This is a genomic window from Allomuricauda sp. ARW1Y1 (genome assembly GCF_013407935.1).
Taxonomy (GTDB): Bacteria; Bacteroidota; Bacteroidia; order Flavobacteriales; family Flavobacteriaceae; genus Flagellimonas.
In genome coordinates this window covers 507820-533366 of sequence record NZ_JACBZU010000002.1, presented here as the reverse complement: position 1 = coordinate 533366, position 25547 = coordinate 507820, and the positions used below count along the sequence as shown (strand labels likewise).

Here is a 25547-nt window from a genome sequence, read left to right as displayed (position 1 = left end):
GGTAGGGTGTTAAAGGTTAAAACGTAGTTTGGGGTTTAGTTCCAGTTTTCGTCAAAGTCCATATCATCGTAGCGGTCCAAGAGGTCGTCAAAGTCACCTTCGTCCTCACTGGGCTTGGCTTCAAACTGCTTTTCTGGTGGGGCATCTGGCAGTTCGCCAAAAGTGAACAGCAGGTTGGGATATACCCGTCCATCTTCCTTTTCCACAATGTCCGCAAGTTCCACAAAAAAGGTCCACATGCTAAAAAAGTCGTACACATAGATCATTTTAGGGTTGTCCTCCGTTAAAACGTCATCAAGGGATGTTTCGTTCATCAATCGGATATCGGAACCGCTCTCGCTCATATCGAACAGGGCAATTTCCTCCTCTTGGTTCCATTCTTCGTCACAGGTGTAAAAGGAGGCCATTTCACTTCCCTCAAAACCAAAAGCTTGGGTTATGGCATTGTGGAAATCCTCCAGATTACTCTGGTCCTCAATTTCGATATCCCGAAAGATATCTTCCTCAGCATCAAGTATTATCCTGATTTTATAAATCATCCATTAAATTTTAAAGTGGGTTCAAAGGTACAATAATTAGACCTTATTTGCTGAACCGGTGCAAGGTAAAAGTCATGGCCGCCAAAAGGAAAAATGCCCCGATTTGATGCACTACCCCCAACCAAATGGGAACGGCATAGATCAAGGTGAGCACACCTAGTAAAAACTGCACAAACACCATGACCAAAAGCGCTTTTAGTCCATTTTCCTGAATTGGTGTGGTCGCAATTTTCCGGGTCCTGAACCATATCAAAAGAATGAAGCCCACCACAACGTATGCCAAATAACGGTGTACAAATTGTACCCCACTTCTTCCTTCGATAAAATTCTTGATGACAGGTTGTTGTTCAATGTAAACGGTTTCATGCATCAGTTTTCCTTCGTTCATCAAGGGCCAATGGTTATGGATAAAACCTGCATCCAATCCCGCTACAAAGGCTCCCCAGATAATTTGTATAAGAAGTACCACCAATCCGGCACGAATCAGGTTTCGTATGCCTTTGTGGATTTCCTTTTTTTGGGGATAGATAAGGTCCAACGCCACCCATAAACTATAGGCGAAGGTGAGGAAGGCCGTGGTGAGGTGGGCCGCCAACCTATAGTGCGATACATCCGGGCGGTCCACAAGGCCACTCTTCACCATGTACCAACCCAAGAACCCTTGGAATCCGCCCATAAAGAGCAAAATCAGACATTTTTTGATGGTCGACTTGTCCAGTTTTTTGGTGAACAAGAAGTAGAGGAAGGGCAGAATGAACACAATGCCGATAAATCTACCGATGACCCTGTGCAGCCATTCCCAAAAATAGATATCCTTAAATTCCTCAATACCAAAATGATAGTTAAGCTTTTGATACTCTGGATATTGCTTGTACAGCTCAAAGGCTTCTTCCCATTCCTGCTCGTTCATGGGTGGGATGGTACCCTGGATGAGCTTATAATCGGAGATGGAGAGACCAGAGTGGGTGAGGCGCGTGATACCGCCCACCAAAACCATGACAAAGATGAGAAAACATCCTGTCAGCAACCAATACACAACAGCTTTGTTCGTTTTCATTCGGAGTGGACTTTAAGGTTCATTTTCTTGCCTTTTTCCAACATAAAGTCGTAGGCAGCTTCATACTCGTTGGGAATTTCACCTTCCAATATGGCCTCTTTTATGGCCTCTTTAATGATCCCAATTTCTTTTGAGGGTTTCAGGTTGAAGGTTTTCATGATTTCCTCTCCCGAAACCGGTGGCTGGAAGTTTCGGATATGGTCCCTTTCCTCAACTTCCACTATTTTTTGTCGAACTATCTTAAAATTGTTCTTGTACTTTCTTTGTTTCTTCGGGTTTTTGGTCGTAATGTCGGCTTCGCATAAGGTCATTAGGTCCTCCACATGCTCTCCCGCATCGAACACCAAGCGTCGAACCGCAGAATCGGTTACGTGATCTTCGGATAGGATGATGGGTCTGGAACTCATCAACACCATTTTTTGAACGAATTTCATCTTTTCGTTCAAGGGCATCCGTAACCTTTTGAAGAGTTTGTACACCATTTTTGCCCCCACAAATTCGTGGGCATGGAAGGTCCACCCGATTTTTTTGTGGAACTTTTTGGTAGGTGCCTTACCAATATCGTGCAGCAGGGCGGCCCAGCGCAACCAAAGGTTGTCTGTGGTTTCCGCAATATTGTCCACCACTTCAAGGGTATGCCAGAAATTGTCTTTATGGCGTTGCCCTTCCTTTTCCTCGATGCCTTGCAGTGCTGTTAGCTCTGGTAAAATGAGCGGCAACAATTCGGTTTGGTGCATCAGTTTAAAGCCAAGGGAGGGCTTGGAACTCATCAAAATCTTATGGAGTTCGTCCACAATGCGCTCCTTGGACACAATTTTAATGCGCTCCTTGTTTTCTGCTATGGCCTGTAAGGAGGGCAGTTCAATTGTAAAATGGAGTTGGGTCGCAAAGCGAATGGCGCGCATCATCCGCAAAGGGTCATCGGAATAGGTAATTCCGGGCTCCAACGGTGTGCGAATCAGTTGTCTGTCCAAATCGGCCAAACCATCGAAGGGATCTAAAAGCTCTCCAAAATTGGATGAGTTCAGCGCCAAGGCCATGGCATTGATGGTAAAGTCCCTACGATTTTGGTCATCTTCCAAGGTGCCATCTTCCACAATGGGTTTTCGGCTATCCCGATTATAGCTTTCCTTGCGAGCGCCCACGAATTCCAGTTCAAGGTCTTTGTACTTGATCATGGCGGTCCCAAAATTTTTGAAAACCGATATCTCGGGCTTGCCCTGTAGTTTGGAGGCTACTTTGTTTGCCAGCTCGATACCACTTCCGATGGCCACGATGTCGATGTCCTTTGGGGTGCCACGTTTTAAAAAGTAATCACGGACAAATCCCCCGATAACATAGGCGTCCATGCCCAGCTCGTCCGAAGCTTCGCCAATGAGTTTAAAAATAGGGTGTTGTATTGCCTTTGTATGGAATTCCTTCGCCATTGTTATTCCCGTATCACCTTCACCTGTCCGTCGTTGCTCAACTTAATGATAGAGGAGGGGGAAGGGTTGAAATTTTCATTTTGCAAATTTACCACATAGTCCACTCCTTTTAAAATTTCTGGTTGAATATCGTTGAATTGTTTTGGGTGGGGTTGGCCTGAAATATTGGCCGAAGTGGAGACGATGGGTTTCCTGAATTTATTGATGAGGTATTGGCAAAATTTATCGGACGCGACCCGTATGCCCAAAGTGTTGTCTTCGGCCACCAGGTTCTTCGCAACGCCCAAGGGTTGGTCAAAAATAATGGTAGTGGGCTTGGTGGCGAAGTCCATAATATCATAAGCTACATCGGGAACTTCCTTTACATGACGCTCCAGCATCGCTTGGTTGGCCACTAAGCAAATTAATGGTTTGGAGCTTTCCCGGTTTTTAAGGGCGTATACTTTTTGCACCGCTTCGCGGTTGGTAGCGTCGCAGCCAATGCCCCAAACGGTATCGGTGGGGTAGACAATGAGTCCGCCCTCTTGAAGGACCTTAACACAGTTGTTGATTTCTTCAATCAATGTTTTCGAATTTTAGTTGAAAATGGTCGGTCAATGCCTGCCATTGTGTTCTGTTTTTGTCCATACCAATATTACCTTTCTTCAGGGAAACTTTCTGCGACCCCCAAATCGGGATAGGTTCCTTTCCGCTGTTCTGGGCCTGAATGGATTTGGTGCCTTTTAAGAGTCCCATCGCCTTAAACCAAAGATCATCGGCTTTTGGGGTGAGTTGTAGGAACAATTCTTGGTTAAAAACCGTTTTATGCATGGAATCGGGTGGGTATAAGGTGCCTCCGGCACCAATGGGGAGTGTCAATAATGGGTTTTGGCATCCCGATTCGTTCGGTTTCCACGCCTTGTAAGAAAGGAGTTCCCCATCGCTACCGTAAGTAATGCAGCGCGTTTGGTTGGCTACAATATGGTCGGGATGGTTTTCATGGGCCTGATAGAGTTTGGACAACCAGTTTTTTCGGTACATCATATCGTCATCACAGGTGACGATTATTTTATTGGGATACAGTTTTAGGGGTTCTACCAATTTTCTGTGTGAGCTGAAATAGTCTGCATATTTGATGGAAAAAAGGTCGCCTACCAAAACGTTCAGTGATTTGGGTATGCTGTCCTTCAAATCTTCATGAAGCCAAAGCACTATTTTCTCTGGTAGCACATCCTGATTGAGTATGCTGCGGATGGTAAGATGTACGATACCTAGTCTGGAAGGAATCGAAGCCAAGGAAACGATGACCGGGACCTGCTTTTTGTTCGCGATGAGCTTTCGCTGCGATTGCCAGGATAACTTAGCTTGATGAAAAAGTGAAACTGGAATTTCCTTGACCTTCATTCTGGAAGTTTAGAATCACAAAATTAAGGATATGAGATAACATTTAATATTTCTATTTTTGTCCAGATGAGCCCAGAGCAAATAGAATCACCAAAAATATCGGTTATTATCAGCACTTATAACGCCGAGGAGTGGCTAAAGAAAGTGTTGTGGGGCTTCAATTGCCAAATCTTTAAGGATTTTGAGGTGGTGGTTGCCGATGATGGCTCAGGCCCCAAAACCAAACAATTGTTGGAGGAGCTGTCCGACAAGGTCTTTTACAAAATTGTGCATGTGTGGCAGGAGGACGATGGTTTTCAAAAATCACGTATACTGAACAAGGCGGTGACAGCCTGCAGCGCGGACTACATTATCATGACAGATGGTGACTGCATTCCACGGGAAGATTTTGTCGAGGTACATTACATCAACAAAGAACCGGGTTACTTTATTTCTGGGGGGTATTACATGTTGCCCATGAACATTTCCAAAATGATCACTTTGGAAGATATTGAAGAACAGAATTGCTTCGATATTAATTGGCTAAAGACAAAAGGGATACCCAAAACCTTTAAAAACAATAAGCTCACCGCTAGTGGTATGATTTCCAAACTGCTCAATACCATTACCCCGACCAACGCCAGTTGGAACGGCCATAATTCATCGGGCTGGAAAAAGGATATTTTGAACGTGAACGGTTTTGATGAGCGAATGCAGTATGGTGGGCAAGATCGTGAATTGGGCGAACGATTATTTAATTTTGGGATTAAATCCAAACAGCTGCGTTATAGCGCGGTTTGTGTGCACTTAGACCACAAACGGGGTTATAAAACACCGGAATCCATTGCTAAAAATCAGGCTATCCGAAAAGAGACAAGGTCTCAAAAATTGGTGTGGACACACTACGGCATCACCAAGTAGTAGGCTAGTTCATTCTTCTTTTCCAAGCGTTTCAGCTCCCTGAACCGTTCCAGAACACCAAGGGCGTTCAAGTAACAGATGGTCCATCCTTTTTTGCCATCAAGGAACCCTAATCGGAGGATGTAGTGGTTGAAGAATTTCCAGATGGGTTTCACCGTCATTAAAAGATAATTGAAGTGCCGTTCCTTATAAAAATCCTCTTTGGCCTTTAAACGACCATATTTGAGCATTTTGCCCTTGTAATCTTCGTAGTTTTTGTAGCAAAAGTGGATTAATTTTTCCTGTAGGATGCCGGATTCTCCATCCACTACCAATGTTTCGTGTACAATCTTTCGGTCCGTAAAATGGGCTTTGCTCTTGCGAAAGAGCCTATAGTTTTTATCGGTTTGCCAGCCACTAAAGTTAAGGGGTTCATCCTGGAACATAAACTTTCGGTAAAACCAGTAGGCTTCTTTGGCATCGGGCTGGTTGATGGTATGCAAAATTTCTTTTTCAAGACTTTCGGTAACTACTTCGTCTGCATCCAAAAACAAAACCCAATCATTGGAAGCCTGTTTTAGCGTGAATGATTTTTGCGCGGTGAAATTATCAAAAGGATTTTGGATTACGGTCACTTTTGGGTGGTCCAAAAGGTACTCGTAGGTACCATCGGTGCTATAAGAATCTACCACGATGATTTCATCAGCAAAGGAAACGGAGTCGATACACTTTTCAATGTAACCCATTTCGTTGTAGGTTATGATCAGTGCTGATAATTTTTGCTTTGGGGTGCGCAATCCAGCCATATTTATTGGTGTAGTGTTTTGGTATTTTACAAAGCTATAACAAAAAAACAGGTTAAAAATTGTTTATGCGTGACTTTTTCTTACAAACAATCAACTGGACAATTTCCCTACCCGATTTATGTTAAAATCTCATTTCTAAAATTCTTGGTTTATTATCAAGACGAGAAAATGTATCTTGGGTTGCTTTAAAAATCATGAAATTCTTTTAGATGGATATACTTCTTTACGTAGTTGCTTTGGGTGTTGTTGCCTTTTTCACGGGTAAATTTATCAAACATAAATCGTTGTACCCTTTTATGCCCTTTAAATACGATTTCCGAAAAAGGCGGGATACTTTCCTGAAGACCATGGAGTTGATGGAGCACATCAACGCTAAAGTGATTATTGAGACCGGCACCTCGCGTGAAGGTTTAAAGGGAGCCAAGAGCAATGGTGCGGCCACCATCGTATTTGGAAAATGGGCAAAGGAACACGGTGCAGTGCTCCATTCGGTGGACATCAAGTCGGAATCCATTGCCAACTCCAGTGCAGAAGTGGAGCGACAGGGCCTGCAGGATACGGTGACCCTTCACCATTCCGATTCGTTGGATTTTCTTAAGGATTTTGCTCAACCGGTCGATATGCTCTATTTGGACAGTTACGATTATAGTTCGCACGATGTTGAAATTCAGCGGAAAAGCCAAGAACACCATTTGGAGGAATTCAAACGAATAGCAGATCAGTTGCACGAAAACACCATTGTTTTGATCGATGATTGCGACCTGCCCAATGGAGGGAAGGGCAAATTAGTGATTGCCTACATGTTGGAGCATGGCTGGAAAATTGTTATGGAATCCTATCAAGTGCTATTGGTCCGAAACAACTTCGCTTTGGATAAAGCTCTCTAATTGTTCCAAAAACAACTCAGGCTTAAATTGTTGATACAATACTTCGGCATTGGCTTTCCGTTCCTTTTTGGGCATTTCCAAAATCTCTGGGGCAAAATCCGCTAAATGTACGGCTTGGTTTTTCTGATTTTGGTTAAAAGTAAGCCAAGCAGTCTTGGAAATCCATGGAGAAAAAATGGAAAAATTGGGAATACCAATGGCTTTGGCCATGTTGGTGCTACCACCCTCATTTCCGATATATGCGTCACATTGGTCCAAAAGTGCGATAAACGATCGCAAGGAAGGACAAAACACCTCTTCCTTGATGTTATTTCGCGTCTTGGGCGAACAATGCCCCAGAAATTCAGCCAAACTTTCACTTTGATGGGGCAAATAGTTGAGCAAAAAGGTTACCTGATATTGCTCCGAAATGAAATCCAAAGTCTTTGCCAAATATGCTGGCGGATAGGTTTTACTGGGTTGACTGCCCAACAAGCCTACCATAATTAAGGGTTTGGAGGTGTCAATTTGATGATTGGCCAGTAGTTCTTTGGCCTTCTCCTTTTCAGGTGTGGACAGATATATTTTTGGTGCCAGATTGGGCTGTTTCAATTCCCGAATCAGTGGAGCGAGCAAAATAAGCCTGTTTTCAATCGCATGCCCCAAAGTAGTGTTCGGGTTGTTGGTGTAGGAAAACAAATGGGTGTAAATAAACTTGGAGTACCATTTTTTATAGGAAATCTTAATATCGGCATTAGAATAATAACTGATCAGATTGCTTTCCAGTTTGCAGTATACATCTATGGTGGCGTTGTACTTTTCTCTTTTCAACGATTTTAAAAACTTGAAGAATGCTAGTTTGCTTTCCCGATATTCGTTTTTAAAGAGAATGATTTTGTCAATAAAAGGATTTTCCTCCACCACCGCCAAAGTAGATTCGTTGATGACGTAGTGGACTTCGCAATCCGGGAAATGGATTTTTAGGTGTTCACACAGAATTGTGCTCGCCAGCACATCCCCGACCATTTTTTGCTGAATAATCAAAAACCGCATTTGAGATGTGTTTTGCAAATAACTTTCTTTTAAGGGAGGTTGACTTTACGCTTTTCCAAATGTATAAAATAGAAAAGGACAGACAAGGTAAACAAAATTGTTCAACATTGACTGTCCCAATAAACTATAAAGCTTTGAATTCTATACCGCTACATCGTGCTCGCGCAGGGCATTGTTCAAGGAGGTCTTCTTATCGGTGCTTTCCTTGCGCTTGCCTATGATTAGGGCACAGGGTACTTGATATTCTCCTGCAGGGAATTTTTTCGTATAGCTTCCGGGAATCACTACCGATCTTGCAGGAACCCGACCTTTAAGTTCAACGGGTTCATCTCCAGTAACATCAATGATTTTGGTAGATGCCGTCAGCACCACATTGGCACCCAAAACAGCCTCTTTCTCAACGCGGACACCTTCAACAACAATACATCGGGAACCGATAAAGGCATTATCCTCAATAATTACTGGAGCGGCTTGCAAGGGTTCCAAAACCCCACCAATACCAACGCCGCCACTTAAGTGAACGTTTTTGCCAATTTGTGCACAACTTCCCACCGTGGCCCAAGTATCCACCATGGTTCCTTCATCTACATAGGCACCTATATTTACGTAACTTGGCATCAAAATAGTGCCTTTGGAGATATAGGCTCCGTGCCTTGCCACTGCATGGGGAACCACACGGACCCCTTTTTCTTTGTAACCCTTTTTCAAAGGTATTTTATCATGATATTCAAAGATGCCAGCCTCCAAAACTTCCATTTTTTGGATGGGGAAGTACAGCACCACCGCCTTTTTCACCCATTCGTTGATCTGCCATCCATCAGTGGTTGGCTGGGCACAGCGAAGCTCGCCAAGGTCAATTAGGTTGATGACTTCTCGTATGGCCTCTTGCGTCTTTTCCTCTTCCAATAAGGCCCTATTGTCCCACGCTTGCTCGATAAGCGTTCTTAATTCTGTCATTTTTCTTAAAGTTTTGACAAAGATACGCCCCATGGCAGAATTATGGTTCCCATTTTTAAGTGCATAACATTTTTAGGGTTATTTTTGCCAAAAAATTGTTTTGGCTAGAATTTTGGCTTTGGATTTTGGAAAGATACGGACAGGAATTGCGGTTACTGATGAACTTCAGTTGATCGCTTCCGGGTTAACGACCGTTGAGACTAAAGACCTGCTGGACTTTTTGGAAGAATACACCCAACAGGAGTCCGTTGAGCGATTTGTGGTGGGTTTGCCCAAACAAATGGACAACACGGCCTCTGAGTCCGAAGTGCTCATCCAAAACTTTTTGAAGAAGCTGACGGCCAAGTTTCCTTCAATCCCCGTAGAACGCCAAGATGAGCGATTTACCTCCAAAATGGCATTTCAATCCATGTTGGACAGCGGAATGAAAAAGAAGAAACGAAAGGATAAGGCCCTTGTGGACGAAATTAGTGCCACGCTCATATTGCAGGCCTACTTAAACAGATTTTGATTTATGATTTTACCGATAGTAGCTTACGGAGACCCCGTTTTGCGAAAAAAAGCAAAGGATATTGCTGAAGATTATCCCAAACTTGACGAATTAATCACCAATATGTGGGAGACCATGTACAACGCCCATGGGGTTGGATTGGCCGCTCCCCAAGTAGGGCTCCCTATTCGGGTTTTTCTGGTGGACACCACGCCTTTTGCAGATGATGAAGACCTGACCGAAGCTGAACAAAAACAGTTGGACGGCTTCAAAAAAGTGTTCATCAATGCCAAGATTGAGGATGAAAATGGAAAGGAATGGGACTTTAACGAAGGTTGTTTGAGCATTCCCGACATTCGGGAAGATGTAAAGCGCAAGCCCGAAATCACTATTAGTTATTTGGATGAGGATTTTAAACCCCATACCGAAACCTTTGATGGGCTATTGGCCCGTGTGATTCAGCACGAATACGACCATATCGAGGGGATTTTGTTCACCGATAAGCTATCTTCCCTTAAAAAACGATTGTTGAAAAGCCGTTTGGAAAAGATTTCCAAAGGAAAGATCAGCGTGGACTACCGGATGCGGTTTCCCAATATCAAAAAAGGACGTTAAAAAAATCGCGGTTTGTGATAAAAACATATTTTTGCGCCCATAAATTACTATTTGAATGGCATTAGACAAGATTCTATCTATTGGAGGTAAACCAGGACTTTACAAATTATTGACCCAAACCCGAGGTGGCTTTGTTGGCGAATCCCTATTGGATGGCAAGCGTGTGACCGTTGGTTTAAGAAGCAATGTGAGCGTGCTGTCCGAAATAGCCATTTATACCTTGGAGGAAGAGATTCCCTTAAAGGAAGTGTTCCAAAAAATCAAGGAGAAAGAAGATGGCAAAAAGACCTCCATCAGTCACAAGGCGGACAAAATCGAGTTGGAGGAATATTTCTTCGAGGTACTTCCCAATTATGATGAGGACCGTGTGTACGCTAGTGACATCAAAAAAATCATACAGTGGTACAATATCCTTCTCGACAACAACATTACTGAATTTGTTGAAGCGGAAAAGGATGCTGAAGAACCTACTGTGTCTGCCTCCGAAGAGGAAGAATAAACACTATTCTTTGTTCCAGTCCACCAACTTTGTTGGATAATAATTGATATCCATGGCTTCCAAATAGGGAACCTGTGCGGTAAGGCGTTCTTTGTAGTCGTCCCAATTAAGATGTTCGCTGGGTGACCATCCCAATTCGGCGTAGCCGATCACTCTAGGAAAGGCCAAATACTCCAATTCGGCACTGTTGCTAATGGTTTCGGACCATAACGGGGCTTCAATCCCCAAAATGTGCTCTACGGGAAGTCCTTCCACATAGCTTTCTGGATCCCACTGGTAACCCACATCAACAGGGATGTAGCCCGCCCATTTTAAACCGTATTCGGAAATGGAATCATATTTCATGTCCAAATAGGTCTTTTTAGCTGGCGACATAATGATTTTGGACCCGTTTTCCGCAGCTTTAAGTGCATTCTCAGGCTCGTTCCAAAATTGGGCAATGGAACTGGCGTCAATATCGGCTTGGGCGATTTCATCCCATCCAATCATTCTTTTGTTGTGTTTTTGGACAATCTTTTCCACTTTTTCCACAAAAAGGATATAATCACTTTTTTTGGTCACATGGCTTTCATCACCCCCAATATGAAAGTAGGGCCCAGGGCTCATGGCAGCTATTTCGCCGATTACATCATCCAAGAAGCTGTACACCGTATCTTTTTGGGCATCAAACGAACTGTAACCCACCTTCATGTCGGTTCGTACTCGTGGAGTCTCGGCACCGGCATAGTGTAAAAAGGGATAGCTCAAGGAAGCGGCATTGGTGTGCCCGGGCATATCGATTTCGGGAACGATGGTCATATGTCTATCCGCAGCATAGGCAACAATGTCCTTGTATTCCTCTTGGGTGTAAAAGCCACCTTCGCCGCCACCTACTTCGCTGGCACCGCCTACCTCAGTGAGTTTGGGCCATGATTTGATCTCAATACGCCAGCCTTGATCATCCGATAGGTGCAGGTGTAGCGTATTAAACTTGTAGTAAGCGAGGGCATCAATATATTTTTTGACCTCTTCCACGGTGAAAAAGTGTCGCGCTACGTCCAGCATGGAACCACGATAGCCAAATTTTGGGGCATCTATGATTTTTCCTGAGGGAATTACCCACATCGGACCGTCCGTAAGGGTATCGTTGCTTTTTTCGGGAATGAGCTGTCGAAGTGTTTGTGCCCCTCTAAAAGCACCCGCAGCCGTCTTGGCATTCAATAAAATGGAATCCTTTTTAATGTAAAGTTGATAAGCCTCTGGATTGTCCAATTCCACACTATCCGATCGGTTGATGTAGATCAAACGCTCCAAGGTAGCTTCGGATGGCGTGTTTACCCCAAGGGCAAGTCCTGTTTTAGACTTGATTTGATCGGATAAAAACTGGCCTATTTTTTCAAATTCGGGGTCCGTGGTGGTCGTGTAAATCGCAGTACCTGCATCCAAGCCAAACGCACTTCCCGTGGAAATGGTTTTAATGGGCTTTGGAATCAGCGGAGCACTGGCTAGGTCTGTTTTAGGAAAGTTGATTTCCTTTTTTTCGGTTTGGCAAGCTGCTATGCAGAGTACTGCAACGAACAGCAAAATAGATCTGTAAATCACGTTTGTTTAGTTTTAGTCCATGTAATTTTTGATGACATCGTACCAAATGTCATATCCTTTTTCGTTCATGTGCAGGCCATCCTCCACAAAAATGTCTTGCTTTACCTTTCTGTTGTCCAACATAGGGTACCAAACATCCACAAAAACGATACCTTCTGTTTTGGATGCCAATCGGTCCAGTTTTCTGTTCAATCTTCGATACCTGCCACGGTATTTCCAGCGGGAAATACTGGGTTTGGCGGAAATCAGCACAATTTCCATGTTTGGGTTCCTTTCTTGTAAGGTATTTAGGATGGCTTCTGCCTTTTTCATGATTTTTCGAGGTCTTTTTTTGGCGAAAATATCATTGTCCCCTTCATAAATAAAGACCTTTACAGGCTTGTAATTCAATATCAGTTCATCCAAATAAAGCTCCAAATCCGAGAATTGGGAACCTCCAAACCCTGTATTGAGCACTTGGTGCTGGGGAAACCGCTGTTGGACATCGTTCCAAAAACGAATACTGGAACTACCGGTAAAAACAATGGTCGGGCGAGAGGCATCCCAAAGGGAATCATTTTTTTGCTGTATGGATTTTACCTCGTCCTTGAACGGATTATCGGTTTGCCCAAAAACCAAAAAGGGGGCCAAGAGCAACGCAATAAAAAGATGTTTCATGTTACCGGGGTTTGCCTTAAAACGACGTTGAAGATAATGATATTTTTCGGTAACTCTGGTTTGTTGAAAAGTTGGTAGGGCTCTTTTCATAAGTAAGTCTTGTGAAAGGAATCTCAACCCTTGAGACTTCGTACTTTTGAACAAAATTCAAAGCCATGCACACGAGAACGGAACAGTTGGCCGCCTTTGACCGTCTTTTGACCATAATGGACGAGTTGCGGGAGCAGTGCCCTTGGGATAGGAAGCAGACCATGCAAAGCCTACGTCACCTGACCATTGAGGAGACCTACGAATTGGGCGATGCCATTCTCGATAATGATTTGGAAGAGGTAAAGAAGGAACTGGGCGATATTTTACTGCATATCGTTTTTTATGCAAAAATCGGTTCGGAAACGCAGGATTTTGATATTGCCGACGTAGCCAATGGCATCTGTGAAAAACTCATCAACCGCCATCCGCATATTTATGGTGATGTTAAAGTAGAAAATGAAGAGGAGGTCAAGCAAAACTGGGAGAACATCAAGCTAAAAGAGGGGAAGAAAAGTGTATTGGAAGGCGTTCCCAATGGGTTGCCATCCTTGGTCAAGGCCAACCGTATCCAAGACAAGGTGGCAGGAGTGGGGTTTGATTGGGAAAAACCCGAACAGGTCTTTGAAAAACTGCAAGAGGAATTGGCCGAGCTTCAAGAGGAGGTGCGAACGCAAGATGCCGATAAAATGGAATCCGAATTTGGCGATGTGCTTTTTTCCATGGTGAATTACGCCCGTTTTTTAAAAATCAACCCGGAAAATGCTTTGGAACGGACCAATAAAAAGTTCATCAAGCGCTTTCAATATCTGGAACAGAAAGCCAAGGAAAATGGAAAATCCATGAAGGATATGACCTTGGCCGAAATGGATGTGTACTGGGAAGAGGCGAAGAAACTTTAATTTGTGGCGCCTCCCATGTAAGAAGTCGCCCAAATTGCCGTCAATCTAGCTATATTTGCCATCCTTTTTAAGTAATCGCCGTGTTTCAAAACTACACCAAGGAATTTGCCTATAATCTAAAACTGTCGTATCCCGTGATTTTGGGAATGTTGGGGCACACTTTTGTGGCCTTTGCGGACAATATCATGGTAGGGCAATTGGGAACGGCCGAACTGGCTGCCGTTTCTTTGGGAAACAGTTTTGTTTTTATTGCGATGTCACTCGGAATCGGTTTTTCCACGGCCATCACCCCTTTGGTGGCCGAAGCGGATGGCGCCAAGGACCAAGCTGCCGGGAAAAGTGCCCTAAAACATGGTTTGGTGCTTTGCACTTTATTGGGACTGTCCCTTTTTGGGCTCATTTTGCTGGCCAAACCGTTGATGCATCACATGAAGCAACCTCCCGAAGTGGTGGAATTGGCATTACCCTATTTGGATTTGGTCGCTTTTTCGTTGGTGCCGCTGATTATTTTTCAAGCATTTAAGCAGTTTTCTGAGGGACTTTCCCAGACCAAATACCCCATGTATGCGACCATATTGGCCAATGTGGTGAACATCACCTTAAATTATTTGTTCATTTTTGGTTCCTTCGGATTCCCGAAACTAGGTATTGTTGGTGCTGCAATAGGTACCTTGGCCTCGCGTGTGATTATGGTGGCCTTTATTTGGTATCTGTTGAAGCGAAAGAAGAAATTTGAATCCTATGTGACCCATTTCAATTTTAAGGAAATTGAGAATAGGGTGATGAAAAAAATCATAAGTCTTGGTTTTCCCTCGGCCCTGCAAATGTTTTTTGAGGTGGCCATCTTTACTGCGGCCATCTGGTTGAGTGGGGTGTTGGGTAAAAATGCCCAAGCGGCCAACCAAATTGCCTTGAACCTGAGCAGTATGACCTTTATGGTGGGCATGGGCCTCAGCGTGGCGGCCATGGTTCGTGTGGGCAATCAAAAAGGACTGCGTAACCACAAGGAATTAAAGCGTATTGCGGAATCCATTTTTTTCCTGACCCTGATTTTGGAAGTGGCCTTCGCGGCTATTTTCTTGTTGGGAAGGCATTGGTTCCCTACCATTTATTTGGACGTGGACGATATTGTCAACCAAGCCGATAACGCAGAAGTGATCATTGTAGCAGCCGAGCTACTTTTGGTAGCGGCCTTTTTTCAGATTTCCGATGGCCTACAGGTCGTGGTTTTGGGTGCATTACGGGGTTTGCAAGATGTGAAGATACCTACTTTCATCACCTTTGTGGCCTACTGGTTGATTGGTTTCCCTATCAGTTACTATTTGGGCTTGCATACCCGTTTTGAAAGTACGGGCATTTGGATTGGATTGTTGTCGGGGCTAACCGCATCGGCCGTAATGTTGTATCTTCGATTTAACTTCTTGACCAAGAAATTGATTGAAGAATAGTTTCGGCACCCTGAGCTTGTCTCAGGGTCTCATTACAAAATGAAAATATATGTGATGTTGAAACGAGTTCAACATGACGCCTTAAAAAATATAAAATATTAGATTTCATATTGGAAATCAAAATACGAGCACATGGAACTACCTAAATTTTTATTGGCCGACAATACGGATCATCCGGATGCCATCTTTATTGTCCATACCGAATACCCACGCTTTATCATCAATTTGGAAAATGATGAGGTGGAATGGATGGAAGAGTTCTCCAAGGAGGACGAGGCCGATTTGATGGAAGAAGCGGAAAGCTTGATCGAGGCGGCTACCGCGTTTTATGATCGGGAAGTCTCCAGATACGATTCTTGATGCTGGAGCAACTACTGCAATACGATAAGGAACTGTTTTTGTTTCTCAACGGATTGGGAACCGAAACTTGGGACGGCTTTTGGATGTTCATGACCACCACCCGAAATTCCGCTCCACTTTATCTGCTATTGCTCTATTTGTCATATCGAAGCTTTGGCTGGAAGGGAACGGGAATTGTTTTGGTATCCATTGCCCTGCTGATTACCTGTACGGACCAACTATCCAACTTTTTTAAATATGGCGTAGGTCGATTGCGGCCTTGTCATGACCTTGAGGTAAGTCCAGCCATGCGTTTGGTGAAAAGCTATTGTGGCGGACAGTTCGGGTATTTTTCCGCCCATGCAGCCAATTCGTTTGGACCCGCTATTTTCTTTACCGTGATGTTCAGGAACAAGGTAAAGTACATTTCTTGGGTGTTGTTGCTTTGGGCCTGTGTGGTGGCCTATAGCCGAATTTACATTGGCGTACACTATCCGTTGGATGTGCTTACCGGCGCTTTGGTAGGTTCCCTGTTCGGGTGGTTATGGGCCAAGTTGGCTATATTTGCTTTCCAAAAAACAGGGGTATGATATCCACCACGCGATACTGGTTTTACTTGGCACTGATTGTATTGGTGTACATCATTGGGATGTTCGTCACCTTAATGGAAAACGATTCGGCCCAATTTGCCGTAATGGCGATGCGCATGGTGCAGGAAAATGATTTTTTAAGCCTGTTCAAAGGGCCCGAAGAGTATCTGGATAAGCCCCACATGCATTATTGGTTGGCCGCACTTTCGTACAAATTGTTCGGTATCCACGATTGGGCTTACCGTATTCCCGGTATTTTGTCGACCTTATTGGGTGCCTACAGCTGCTACGGCCTGGGAAAATTACTGTATAACAAGGATGTGGGACGATTGGCCGCTTTGATTTTTATGACGGCCCAAACCATCGTATTGGCCAATCTCGATGTACGTACCGATGCTGTTTTGACCGGATTTGCCATTTTCTCCATTTGGCAACTGGTTACCTATGTAGAGAAAAATACCCTAAAAAGCATCGCTCTAGGTGCCTTTGGGGCTGGCATGGCGTTTTCCACCAAAGGGCAGATTGCCTTGGTGGTCATCGGGATATCGCTGCTCTGTCATTTGGCGTATACCCGAAAGTGGCAATCATTGCTACATTGGAAGGTTGTTGTGGCGATTTTGGTATTTGCTTTGACCATTTCGCCCATGCTGTATGCCTATTACCATCAATTTGATTTGCATCCTGAGAAAGTGATTCGCGGAAAGGACAACCGCAGTGGTATCTTTTTTATTTTTTGGGAGCAGAGCTTCGAACGGATGAGCGGAGAGGGGATAGGGAAGAACAGTAGCGACTTTTTCTTTTTCTTCCATACGTTTTTGTGGGTGTTCCTGCCGTGGACCGTACTCGCCTTATTGGGGTATTGGATGAAGGTCAAGGCCTTTTGGAAGGTCAAGTTCTCCTACCGTCCAAATTTGGAATTTTTGACCGTGGGCGGAATTTCGATTTTGTTCCTCCTCATCAGTTTTGCACAGTTCAAATTGCCCCACTACATGAACATCCTCATGCCACTGTACGCCATCCTGTCGGCAGGATTTTTATATATGCTGCATCAAAAGGAACAAGAGAAAATGGCAAAGGTGATTCTGGGCATCCAATATTTTATATTGGGGTTGGTGGTCATCTTTATGGTATTGATCAGTTTTTTAGTGTTCCAATTGGAACATTGGTACGGTTATGTGCTGTTGCTAATAGCCATTGGTACGGTTGGTTACATCATCCTACAAAAAGATACTCCATATACAAAAATTGCTACGGTTGCTTTATGGAGCTCGGTACTGTTGAATGGATTTATGAATGCCCATTTTTATCCCAAACTGCTCGAATACCAAGGCGGCTCCAATATGGCCGCCATAGTTGAAGAGAAACAGATTCCAGTGGACAGGATTTACAAGATTTCGGAACGATATTCATGGTCGCTGGATTTCTATAACAAAAAACCGGTTCAAATCACCTCGCTGGACGAAATTGCCAACAAAAGTGATGTTTGGGTCTATGCCACGGATGATGAACTGCAACAGTTGAAGCAAAAAGGTATGACCTGGGATAATCAAATTACGGTAGATCAATTCCGAATTACCCGTTTACAAATCAAATTTTTGAACCTCAACACAAGGGAGGAAAAATTGAACAATATGCATTTGGTGCATTTGGACTAGGCCACGGATTCCAGTTTTGGCTTTTTAAAATGATAGATGACTCCAAAAAGAGAAATCAGGGCGGTAATCAAAAAGAAAGCAAAACTGACCCCAATGGAAGTGCTTTCATCTAACCCCAACCATTTGGCGCCATATAAAAAAGTGACTTCCCGACTTCCAATACCTCCAATGGTCAAAGGAATGACCGATACAATGGAAGAAACCAGAAATACAAACAAGTACTCGACGGTGTCCAAACTAACGGACAAGGCCTTCAGAATAAACAAAACACTGATGAGCTGAGCCATTTGTACCATGGCCGAAAACCCCAAAGATTTCCAAAAAACGGGTAGAATCGACGTAAAAAAGGTCTTATTCACGAACCAGAACACCACAATGCTCAGGGGAATGGCTGCTATAAACAGGCCGTAAAACTTTTGAAAAAAAGCATTCTTGGATAGTATGGCCAGCAAGCAGGCATACACAAAAAGCAGGAGCATACCGCTCAACCGATCTAAAAGTATGCTCGACACCACTTTTTTGGTTCCCGGTTGATATTCTTTTTGGACGACGTAGCCCTTGTACGCATCACCGCCAATCCCACCTGGCAAAAACAGGTTATAGAACATCCCCAACAGGGATAATTTTAGATTGCTCCGTTGCGTAAGGGGTGCTCCAATTTGATGAAAATATAGATTGGTCCGAATGGCCGAAATTACCTTCGACAATACGAAAAACAATACAGCCAGGGACAAGTAGAGCGGGTCGCTTTTTTTTAGCGTTTGGAGTACATCTTTCAGCTCTATTTTGGTAAAAATAAAGTAGATCAGCACTGCGCTAATCACAATTTTTAACGCGGTGATACCTTTTTTACGCAGCTTTTCCGTCACCTATGCTGATTTTTTTGATGCGATACGGGCGTTTCTGCTGGGATTCGTAGTAGGTACGGATCAAGAGTTCCATTACAATGCCGATGGTAAACAATTGGATTCCCCCCACAATGAACATCATCCCGAAAATAAGCAATGGCCGGGTACCAATATCCTGTCCAAAGCCGAGTTTGACGATCAATAGGTACACATTGATCAAAATTCCAAGGATTACCAGCAACACTCCAAAAATCCCGAACAAGTGAATGGGCCGTTGGAAATATTTTCGAATAAAGAGCAACAGCATCATATCGGCCACTACCTTAAAAACACGCTCCAACCCATATTTGGAAACTCCTGCGTGCCTGGCATGGTGCTTTACGGGAACTTGTTTGATCTGTGCACCTTCCAAATGGGCCAAAAGCGTAATAAAACGGTGCATTTCCCCATAAAGGTTTAGGCTTTTGGCAATATCCTTGGTAAAAACCTTGAGGGCGCAGCCATTGTCCTTAATGTCCAATTTGGTTACCCTGCGCACCAAAAAGTTGGCGATTTTTGAGGGTATTTTTTTAACAAGGGAGTCTTTCCGTTTTTGACGTATTCCGGTGACCAGATCATATTCTTCACCAATGGCATATTCCAGCATGCCCGGAATATCGGAGGGGTCGTTTTGCAAATCACCGTCCATTGTGATAATGTATTCGCCTTCGGCATAGTCGATTCCGGCAGCAAGGGCCAAACTCTGCCCATAATTTTTTTTGAGTTCGATCAAGTGGACTCTCTTATCGTCCATTTCCTTGACCTTGATGCGCGTTTTGTCCGTGGAAAAGTCATCCACATAAACAATTTGGTAGTTGTACCCCTCCAGACTTTCGTTGATCTTCTGGGTCAAAAGAACCACATTGTCCTCCTCGTTGTACAAAGGAACCACTATGGATAACAGGGAATCGGTAACGGTGCTCATTCGGTATAAAATCTGTGCAAATTTATTGCTTTTATTTAAAGTTCCTTGGTAATCTTGTCCAACAGGATTTTTGCAGCATAAAAGGGGGATATTTTATGCGCTTCGATATCCGACAACAGTTTGGCCTGTTCCGTTTTAAAGGATTCCTTTTGATGAAAAAATTGCTTAATGTATTCATCCACGGTCTGTAGGAACCAATTTTTGTTCTGTTGCTGCCGGTTCTTTTCAAAAAAACCATTTTCCTTGGTGTGCGACACAAAACGTTGTGCCATTTCCCAAATTTCTATGATTCCCGTGTTTTCTACCGCAGAGCATTTCTTCACTTTGGGTATCCAACCATTAGCTTTGGGGGGATATAGGTGCAAGGCCCTTGAAAATTCAGTTACGGCCAATTGCGCATGTTCCTTATTGCTGCCATCCGCTTTGTTGATGGCAATGGCATCGGCCATCTCCATAATGCCCCGTTTGATGCCCTGCAGTTCGTCTCCCGCTCCCGATAATTTCAGCAGTAGAAAAAAATCGACCATACTGTGGACGGCAATTTCGCTTTGGCCCACACCGACCGTTTCCACTAAAATCACATTGTACCCTGCAGCCTCGCAGAGCATGATGCTTTCTCGGGTTTTTTGTGCCACCCCGCCCAAAGAGCTACCGGAAGGGGACGGACGGATAAAGGCATTGGGGTCCTTCGCCAAGGTTTCCATTCGGGTTTTGTCGCCCAAAATGCTCCCCTTGCTCAACGAGCTGGTCGGGTCCACGGCCAAAACGGCCACCTTGTTGCCTTGTTCGGTCAAGGTTTTTCCCAAGGTTTCAATGAAAGAACTTTTGCCCACCCCTGGAACGCCCGTGATACCCAACCGAATGCTTTGGCTGGGCTTGGACAAACATTTTTCGATCACCGCGTTGGCTTTTTCGGCATGTTCCGGTTTGGTGCTCTCCAAAAGCGTGATTGCCTTGGCCAGCATGGCTTTGTTTCCATCAAATATTCCTTGAGCTAACGCATCTGCCGAAAGCTCCTGTTTTCGGAGTGCCTTGATCTTGGAAATGGTGTTTTCGGGTGTTTTTTTATCGTCTGCCAAAGGGATTCATCGGTTTATACGAATTTATAAAGATTTTATGGGTTTGATTCTATGGGGCGACAAATCCATACTTTTCCCGTATTTCCATTTCACAAAAATTTAATATCCATTTCTCCACACTTCCGCTTACAAATTGGTACCTTATTCGGTCAGCAATCGGTTGTATTGAACGAACCGATTTTTATGAACCTATAAACAGTTAAAAGATGAAGACTATTTTTGAGGCCCAGGCCACCAATACGGGCGGAAGGTCAGGACATGTAAAGAGTGAGGACGGTGTTTTGGATTTTCCGATAAGCATGCCCAATTCCAAAGGAAAACCGGACCCAAAATCCACCAATCCCGAAGAACTCTTTGCGGCAGCCTATTCCACCTGCTATGCCGGTGCCGTGCAGGCCGTAGCCAAAAATCACAATATTGACGACCTTGGGGATTTCAATGTAACGGCCATTGTGGCCTTTAATAAGGAAGAGGATGGTTTTTTCTTGGAAGTGACCTTGGATACGTATTTGCCTACGGTAGACAAGGAAATGGGGGAGACTATTATAAAGGAAGCCCACGAAATGTGCCCGTATAGCAAGGCTACCCGCGATAATATCACCGTTCACTTAAATTTAATGTTGGACGAATAAACTGCGTAACCTATTAAAAATGAGCCCCGTTGTGATGTGCAGCGGGGCTTTTTTGTTAAAAATGCGCCAAAAACTACCTAATTTGCAACGTTGCGTTTTTTGCATCGTCCTTAGTACAGAACCACTAAAAAAACCGAACATAGAACCAAGTGCGCTCCATATCGAGCTTGTAGAGCAGTGCAAGGCAAACGACCGTCATGCACAAATGAAACTGTACCGTCAGTATTGCGATGGGATGTTCTGTGTGGCCATGCGGTTCCTTAAAAATTCTGATGATGCCGAAGATGTGTTTCAGGATTCGTTCATAAAAGCGTTTCAGCGGATTGAGCAATTTAAGGGGGATGTCACGTTCGGGGCTTGGTTGAAACGTATTGTGGTGAATGGGAGTATCGATTTTTTAAAGTCGAAACACCAACGAACGGTGGAGTTGAACGAGAATTATATGCAGGTCGCTGCGGATGATGATTGGTCCGTGGAAGAAGGCATCTCCATGGATCAGGTCAAGGAAGCCATCGACGAACTGGCACCAAAATATAAATATGTAGTGCAATTGTTTCTAGTGGAAGGATACGACCACAGTGAGATTTCCGAAATTCTGGACATAACGGAAACAACATCTAGAACGAGGCTCTTAAGAGGAAAGGCACAACTGAAAGAAAAATTAAAGGATTTGGCTTATGGCACGTGATCTTAGAAAATTGTTTGAAAAGGAAAGGGAGGAGCAAGGTTTTACCATGAAAGAGGGACATGAGGACCGGTTCTTTGCCAAGTTGGAGCAGGAACTCCCCAAAAACCCTCCAAAACAAAAGGTGTTTTCCCTATGGATGCAGATAGCTGCCTCGGTGGTGGTGGTACTTGGGTTGTCCATTTATTATTTCTCCAGTTCGGATACCAAACCGCTTCCCGATGAAAAGGTGACGGTGGTGGATAGGAACAATCCGAGCGGAGAGGTACAGGGCATTTCATTGGGTGATTTGTCCCCAGACCTCAAAAAGATAGAAACGTACTACACGACCAACATCAACCTACAATTGTCCGATTTGGCCGACGACCCTGGGAACAAGGAATTGGTGGACAGTTATATGGAACGTTTGGCCGAACTGAATCAAGAATATCAACGATTGAACCAAGAGCTGAACGAATTGGGTCCCAACGACCAGACCATCAGCGCCTTGGTGAACAACCTACAGCTACGGTTGCAGTTGTTGCAAAAATTAAAATCAAAGTTAAATCAATTAAAATCATCAAAAAATGAACAGGAATCATCAAATATGGTGTAGTGGATTGCTGCTTGTGCTCGTCGGTTTTACCGGTATGGCACAACAAAAGTCCAAAACCTACAAAGAAACTTTCAATGTCAACAAGGACACGGAGTTGAACATCACGACCAGTTATGCGGACATTGAGTTCCAAACATGGAATAAGGACGAAGTGGAAATCACCGCTATCATCGAGTTGGATGGTGTGGATAAAAAGGAGGCCGATTCCTATTTTGATAGGGATTTGGTGAAGATTATGGGAAATAGCAAGGAAATTGAGGTCAGTACCAAAGGGGCATCACCTTATTCCTTTGACTTCAACACGGTAAATATTGGTGTTCCCGATATGCCATCGGTAGCGGAAATTATGGCCAATGTGGAAATTCCTGAGATTGTGCTTCCAGAAATTGCCGTAATGCCTTCCATGCCACCTTTGCCGCCCCTGCCGCCCATTGAGTTTGACTATGATGCCTATAAAAAGGATGGAGAGAAATATATGAAGGAGTGGCAAAAGGAGTTTGAGAAAACCTTTGATAAGGAATATAAGGAGCGCTTTGAAAAATGGGGCGAAGAAATGGAGAAGATGGCCGAGGAGCGCAACGCCCGAAGGGAAGAGATGAGGGGAGAACGTGACAAACTCCGAGAAGAGCGTGAAAAGGTGCGCGAGGAAATGCACGAACAATTGAGGGAGCAGCGCGAAGAACTTCGTGCCCAAAGGGAAGAGCTCAGAAGCGAACAGGCGGAACTCAGAAAACAACTACGGGAAGAGGCCAGGACCATACACGGAAGCCCCAATGTGTTCTATTTTTCTTCTGATGGAAAACATAAGGAATACAAGGTCAAAAAGCGAATCATCATTAAAATGCCCAAGTACATTAAATTGAACATGAACGTGAGGCACGGTGAGGTGAAACTTGCCGAAAACACCAAAAACATCAATGCAAGCTTGTCCTACGCAAGCTTGCTTGCTTCTACCATTGAAGGGGCCAACACCGATATTCGTGTATCCTACTCCCCGGTAGTGGTACAGAACTGGAACTATGGTAGGCTCAGGGCCGATTATTCGGATAAAGTCAATTTAAAGGAGGTGAAGGAGCTGCGATTGAATTCGGTATCCTCCAACGTGGTTATCGGAAAAGTAGTGGGCAAGGCCTTGGTGACGAATAATTTTGGTGCCTTGAGCATAGACCAGGTTTCCGATGGGTTCCAAACCATCGATATTTCGGTGGAGAATGGGGAGTTGGATTGTGTTCTTCCAGAAACTCCCTATACCATTTCGGTGAACGAGACAACTTCTGGTTTTCAATATCCAAAATCCCTAAAGTTGACATCCACCAAAAAGAATGGAGGCAACGCCTATACGGGTTACCATTTGAACAAGACAGATGGGAAAACCATCAAGATCAACTCCAAATACAGCGAGGTGGTTCTTAAGAACTAGCTTGTACAGCCAGTCCCACAAACCACCTCGAACCTCATAGGCATTTTCTCCTACAAGCAACAACCTACCTCCACTTCATTAATGTGCATCTTCCTTTAGGTAGGATTGAAAGTTTTCCTTGAAACGGTTCAATCTGGGAATTGAAACATTTCGGATATAACTATTGTTTGGATTACGTTTTTCATAGTCTTGATGATACTCTTCGGCCATGTAGAAAGTATCAAAAGCTTTCACCTCCGTTACGATAGGACGGTCGCCATACACATTTTCGGTTTCCAGCTTGTTCATGTAATCCTGGATAATCTTTTTTTCCTTATCATTTTTATAAAAGGCAATGGAACGGTATTGTGGACCGCGATCAGGGCCTTGTCTGTTGAGGGTGGTGGGATCGTGGGAACCAAAGAATACCTGAACCAATTGTGTAAAAGAAATGACCTCTGGGTCATAAAACACCTTTACGGCTTCGGCATGGGTGGTCCTTCCATAGGAAACCTCCTCATAGGTCGGATTTTTTTCGGTACCTCCGGCGTATCCGGAATAGACCTCTTTTACGCCTTTGACACTTTCAAAAATGGCCTCCACGCACCAAAAGCATCCACTGGCAAAATAGGCGGTCTCGTAATCCTGCAATTGCTCGGCCGTTAATTTGGTTTCCAATTGGGCTTCCGCCGGTTCACTTTTGGCAACATCTTCTTTGTTTGATTTGTTTTTGGGTTGGCAACTAATGGATGCCAATAACAGTAGAATTAAAAATGGAGTTTTCACGGTATTCATTTTAGTTTCTTGTTTAGTTGTATCAAGATACCAACTATTACACGGATGGCCGTTAAAATTTGTTAAGCTTCTATTTGATCGAGACAATGTCGTTCTCCAATCTTATTCAACACACATAGATTTTTGTTGTTATTTCCTACATGAGTCTTACAAATTATAATCTTTTTCTTACAAATAATCTATTGAACTTCAATAGGTTACACATCCTTCAAAAGTGATATGATCGATGAAATGCACATGCCTTCGGTGTGCTGTTTTTGGGGTCGAAAACGTTCGTCGAGGATAAAAAACACTTCACCCGAAAAAAATGTATTCACCGAAAGAAAGGCGTCATTGAGCGAAGGAAATCGGGCTGGGGCTGTCGCTGAAATTAATTTTACATCGTAAAACAATTAGAACAATGAAGACAATTTTCACCATTATCGCAATCACTTTTTTCGGAACCATGGCTTCTGCTCAGGATCTATCCAAAGAGGCTAAAGTGGAAACGATTGCCATGGGTGTTGAGTTGAAGGTTGAAATTAACAAAGAAGTAAGAAAGGATAGAAAGACCGCAAGATTGTACAAATTCAAGAACTCACGAATCAAAAAAGAGCTTTCTTTCAAAACGAAGAAGGACCGAGCTAAACTAGCTTAATATGATGTTGGAAATGTTGATACCTTCCGTGTTGTTTTTAAGTACTGCCTTTGTTTTGGCAAGTATTGCTTTCTCTTTTCGGGAAAGAAAGTTTTAGAAGTTTAAGTTTATAGTGGAATAGGTATTGATGAAGGTCGGTGTTT

At 43.8% G+C, this 25547-nt stretch carries 29 protein-coding genes; 15 read left to right on the top strand and 14 right to left on the bottom strand.

Annotated features, from left to right (window positions below):
• Positions 1-35: 35 nt before the first annotated feature.
• From GGE08_RS07190 to GGE08_RS07170, 5 genes are read right to left on the bottom strand one after another with little or no spacing between them, the layout of a single operon-like run.
• Positions 36-539, bottom strand: a complete 504-nt coding sequence (locus GGE08_RS07190) for an IS1096 element passenger TnpR family protein (protein ID WP_179384219.1) — start codon at positions 537-539, stop codon at positions 36-38.
• Positions 540-582: 43 nt separating this feature from the next.
• Entirely contained in the window at positions 583-1596 is a 1014-nt protein-coding gene (locus GGE08_RS07185; protein WP_179384218.1) for a COX15/CtaA family protein, read from the bottom strand.
• Positions 1593-3023 (bottom strand): CCA tRNA nucleotidyltransferase, encoded by a 1431-nt coding sequence (locus GGE08_RS07180; RefSeq protein WP_179384217.1) that lies wholly within the window; start codon positions 3021-3023, stop codon positions 1593-1595. The genes GGE08_RS07185 and GGE08_RS07180 overlap by 4 nt, the downstream gene beginning before the upstream one ends.
• 2 nt (positions 3024-3025) lie before the next feature.
• The gene (locus tag GGE08_RS07175; protein WP_179384216.1) at positions 3026-3586 is read right to left on the bottom strand and encodes an L-threonylcarbamoyladenylate synthase; all 561 of its coding nucleotides are present in this window, start codon (positions 3584-3586) and stop codon (positions 3026-3028) included.
• Positions 3579-4406 (bottom strand): zinc-binding alcohol dehydrogenase, encoded by an 828-nt coding sequence (locus tag GGE08_RS07170; protein ID WP_179384215.1) that lies wholly within the window; start codon positions 4404-4406, stop codon positions 3579-3581. Before GGE08_RS07170 ends, GGE08_RS07175 begins: the two co-directional genes overlap by 8 nt.
• Before the next feature lie 66 nt (positions 4407-4472).
• Between GGE08_RS07170 and GGE08_RS07165 the strand changes: the two genes are divergently transcribed.
• Complete coding sequence (locus GGE08_RS07165) at positions 4473-5306, top strand: glycosyltransferase family 2 protein (RefSeq protein WP_179384214.1); 834 nt, start codon at positions 4473-4475, stop codon at positions 5304-5306.
• On the opposite strand, the gene GGE08_RS07160 is transcribed toward GGE08_RS07165, so the two are convergent.
• Positions 5288-6091, bottom strand: coding sequence for a glycosyltransferase family 2 protein (locus GGE08_RS07160; RefSeq protein WP_179384213.1), 804 nt, complete (start codon positions 6089-6091; stop codon positions 5288-5290). The genes GGE08_RS07165 and GGE08_RS07160 overlap by 19 nt on opposite strands.
• Before the next feature lie 209 nt (positions 6092-6300).
• On the opposite strand from GGE08_RS07160, the gene GGE08_RS07155 reads away from it, so the two are divergent.
• On the top strand, positions 6301-6978 hold the full coding sequence (locus GGE08_RS07155; RefSeq protein ID WP_179384212.1) for a class I SAM-dependent methyltransferase: 678 nt from the start codon (positions 6301-6303) through the stop codon (positions 6976-6978).
• On the opposite strand, the gene GGE08_RS07150 is transcribed toward GGE08_RS07155, so the two are convergent.
• Both GGE08_RS07150 and GGE08_RS07145 read right to left on the bottom strand, forming a co-directional pair.
• Positions 6937-8010: a glycosyltransferase family 9 protein gene (locus GGE08_RS07150; protein ID WP_179384211.1), complete on the bottom strand. Its 1074-nt coding sequence runs from the start codon at positions 8008-8010 to the stop codon at positions 6937-6939. The two genes, GGE08_RS07155 and GGE08_RS07150, sit on opposite strands and share 42 nt — an antisense overlap.
• A gap of 141 nt (positions 8011-8151) precedes the next feature.
• Positions 8152-8967 carry a 2,3,4,5-tetrahydropyridine-2,6-dicarboxylate N-succinyltransferase gene (locus GGE08_RS07145; RefSeq protein ID WP_179384210.1) on the bottom strand — a complete coding sequence of 272 codons (816 nt, stop codon included), beginning with the start codon at positions 8965-8967 and terminating at the stop codon, positions 8152-8154.
• Between the two features lie 100 nt (positions 8968-9067).
• On the opposite strand from GGE08_RS07145, the gene ruvX reads away from it, so the two are divergent.
• From ruvX to GGE08_RS07130, 3 genes are read left to right on the top strand one after another with little or no spacing between them, the layout of a single operon-like run.
• The gene (ruvX, locus tag GGE08_RS07140) at positions 9068-9478 is read left to right on the top strand and encodes a Holliday junction resolvase RuvX (protein ID WP_179384209.1); all 411 of its coding nucleotides are present in this window, start codon (positions 9068-9070) and stop codon (positions 9476-9478) included.
• A gap of 3 nt (positions 9479-9481) precedes the next feature.
• Positions 9482-10072, top strand: a complete 591-nt coding sequence (def, locus tag GGE08_RS07135) for a peptide deformylase (RefSeq protein WP_179384208.1) — start codon at positions 9482-9484, stop codon at positions 10070-10072.
• Between the two features lie 55 nt (positions 10073-10127).
• On the top strand, positions 10128-10571 hold the full coding sequence (locus GGE08_RS07130) for a DUF5606 domain-containing protein (protein ID WP_179384207.1): 444 nt from the start codon (positions 10128-10130) through the stop codon (positions 10569-10571).
• 3 nt (positions 10572-10574) lie between these two features.
• On the opposite strand, the gene GGE08_RS07125 is transcribed toward GGE08_RS07130, so the two are convergent.
• Together GGE08_RS07125 and GGE08_RS07120 are read right to left on the bottom strand one after the other, a co-directional pair.
• On the bottom strand, positions 10575-12152 hold the full coding sequence (locus GGE08_RS07125; RefSeq protein WP_179384206.1) for a beta-N-acetylhexosaminidase: 1578 nt from the start codon (positions 12150-12152) through the stop codon (positions 10575-10577).
• Between the two features lie 12 nt (positions 12153-12164).
• On the bottom strand, positions 12165-12809 hold the full coding sequence (locus tag GGE08_RS07120) for a GDSL-type esterase/lipase family protein (RefSeq protein ID WP_179384205.1): 645 nt from the start codon (positions 12807-12809) through the stop codon (positions 12165-12167).
• 155 nt (positions 12810-12964) lie between these two features.
• On the opposite strand from GGE08_RS07120, the gene mazG reads away from it, so the two are divergent.
• The 5 genes from mazG to GGE08_RS07095 all read left to right on the top strand — a co-directional run bounded on the left by mazG (position 12965) and on the right by GGE08_RS07095 (position 17770).
• The gene (mazG, locus tag GGE08_RS07115) at positions 12965-13738 is read left to right on the top strand and encodes a nucleoside triphosphate pyrophosphohydrolase (protein ID WP_179384204.1); all 774 of its coding nucleotides are present in this window, start codon (positions 12965-12967) and stop codon (positions 13736-13738) included.
• 80 nt (positions 13739-13818) lie between these two features.
• A complete protein-coding gene (locus tag GGE08_RS07110) occupies positions 13819-15186 on the top strand; it encodes an MATE family efflux transporter (protein WP_179384203.1) in 1368 nt (455 codons plus the stop codon).
• Positions 15187-15318: 132 nt separating this feature from the next.
• Positions 15319-15546, top strand: a complete 228-nt coding sequence (locus GGE08_RS07105; RefSeq protein WP_179384202.1) for a hypothetical protein — start codon at positions 15319-15321, stop codon at positions 15544-15546.
• Positions 15546-16115, top strand: a complete 570-nt coding sequence (locus tag GGE08_RS07100) for a phosphatase PAP2 family protein (protein WP_179384201.1) — start codon at positions 15546-15548, stop codon at positions 16113-16115. Before GGE08_RS07105 ends, GGE08_RS07100 begins: the two co-directional genes overlap by 1 nt.
• Positions 16112-17770 (top strand): glycosyltransferase family 39 protein, encoded by a 1659-nt coding sequence (locus GGE08_RS07095; protein WP_179384200.1) that lies wholly within the window; start codon positions 16112-16114, stop codon positions 17768-17770. Before GGE08_RS07100 ends, GGE08_RS07095 begins: the two co-directional genes overlap by 4 nt.
• On the opposite strand, the gene GGE08_RS07090 is transcribed toward GGE08_RS07095, so the two are convergent.
• Genes GGE08_RS07090 through meaB form a run of 3 tightly spaced genes read right to left on the bottom strand, consistent with a single transcriptional unit; the run spans position 17767 to position 20661 of the window.
• The gene (locus tag GGE08_RS07090; protein WP_179384199.1) at positions 17767-18639 is read right to left on the bottom strand and encodes a lysylphosphatidylglycerol synthase transmembrane domain-containing protein; all 873 of its coding nucleotides are present in this window, start codon (positions 18637-18639) and stop codon (positions 17767-17769) included. The genes GGE08_RS07095 and GGE08_RS07090 overlap by 4 nt on opposite strands.
• On the bottom strand, positions 18620-19582 hold the full coding sequence (locus GGE08_RS07085) for a glycosyltransferase family 2 protein (protein ID WP_179384198.1): 963 nt from the start codon (positions 19580-19582) through the stop codon (positions 18620-18622). Before GGE08_RS07085 ends, GGE08_RS07090 begins: the two co-directional genes overlap by 20 nt.
• 35 nt (positions 19583-19617) lie before the next feature.
• Positions 19618-20661, bottom strand: coding sequence for a methylmalonyl Co-A mutase-associated GTPase MeaB (gene meaB / locus GGE08_RS07080; RefSeq protein ID WP_179384197.1), 1044 nt, complete (start codon positions 20659-20661; stop codon positions 19618-19620).
• Positions 20662-20867: 206 nt separating this feature from the next.
• On the opposite strand from meaB, the gene GGE08_RS07075 reads away from it, so the two are divergent.
• From GGE08_RS07075 to GGE08_RS07060, 4 genes are all read left to right on the top strand, one after another.
• The gene (locus GGE08_RS07075; protein WP_179384196.1) at positions 20868-21293 is read left to right on the top strand and encodes an Ohr family peroxiredoxin; all 426 of its coding nucleotides are present in this window, start codon (positions 20868-20870) and stop codon (positions 21291-21293) included.
• Between the two features lie 205 nt (positions 21294-21498).
• Positions 21499-21981, top strand: coding sequence for an RNA polymerase sigma factor (locus GGE08_RS07070; protein ID WP_257023980.1), 483 nt, complete (start codon positions 21499-21501; stop codon positions 21979-21981).
• The gene (locus GGE08_RS07065; protein ID WP_179384194.1) at positions 21971-22573 is read left to right on the top strand and encodes a hypothetical protein; all 603 of its coding nucleotides are present in this window, start codon (positions 21971-21973) and stop codon (positions 22571-22573) included. The genes GGE08_RS07070 and GGE08_RS07065 overlap by 11 nt, the downstream gene beginning before the upstream one ends.
• Complete coding sequence (locus tag GGE08_RS07060) at positions 22545-23993, top strand: hypothetical protein (protein WP_179384193.1); 1449 nt, start codon at positions 22545-22547, stop codon at positions 23991-23993. The genes GGE08_RS07065 and GGE08_RS07060 overlap by 29 nt, the downstream gene beginning before the upstream one ends.
• Before the next feature lie 78 nt (positions 23994-24071).
• On the opposite strand, the gene msrA is transcribed toward GGE08_RS07060, so the two are convergent.
• Complete coding sequence (gene msrA / locus GGE08_RS07055) at positions 24072-24767, bottom strand: peptide-methionine (S)-S-oxide reductase MsrA (protein WP_179384192.1); 696 nt, start codon at positions 24765-24767, stop codon at positions 24072-24074.
• Between the two features lie 400 nt (positions 24768-25167).
• Here msrA and GGE08_RS07050 point away from each other — a divergent pair, with 400 nt between their 5' ends.
• Positions 25168-25404: a hypothetical protein gene (locus tag GGE08_RS07050; RefSeq protein WP_179384191.1), complete on the top strand. Its 237-nt coding sequence runs from the start codon at positions 25168-25170 to the stop codon at positions 25402-25404.
• Positions 25405-25547 lie beyond the last annotated feature (143 nt).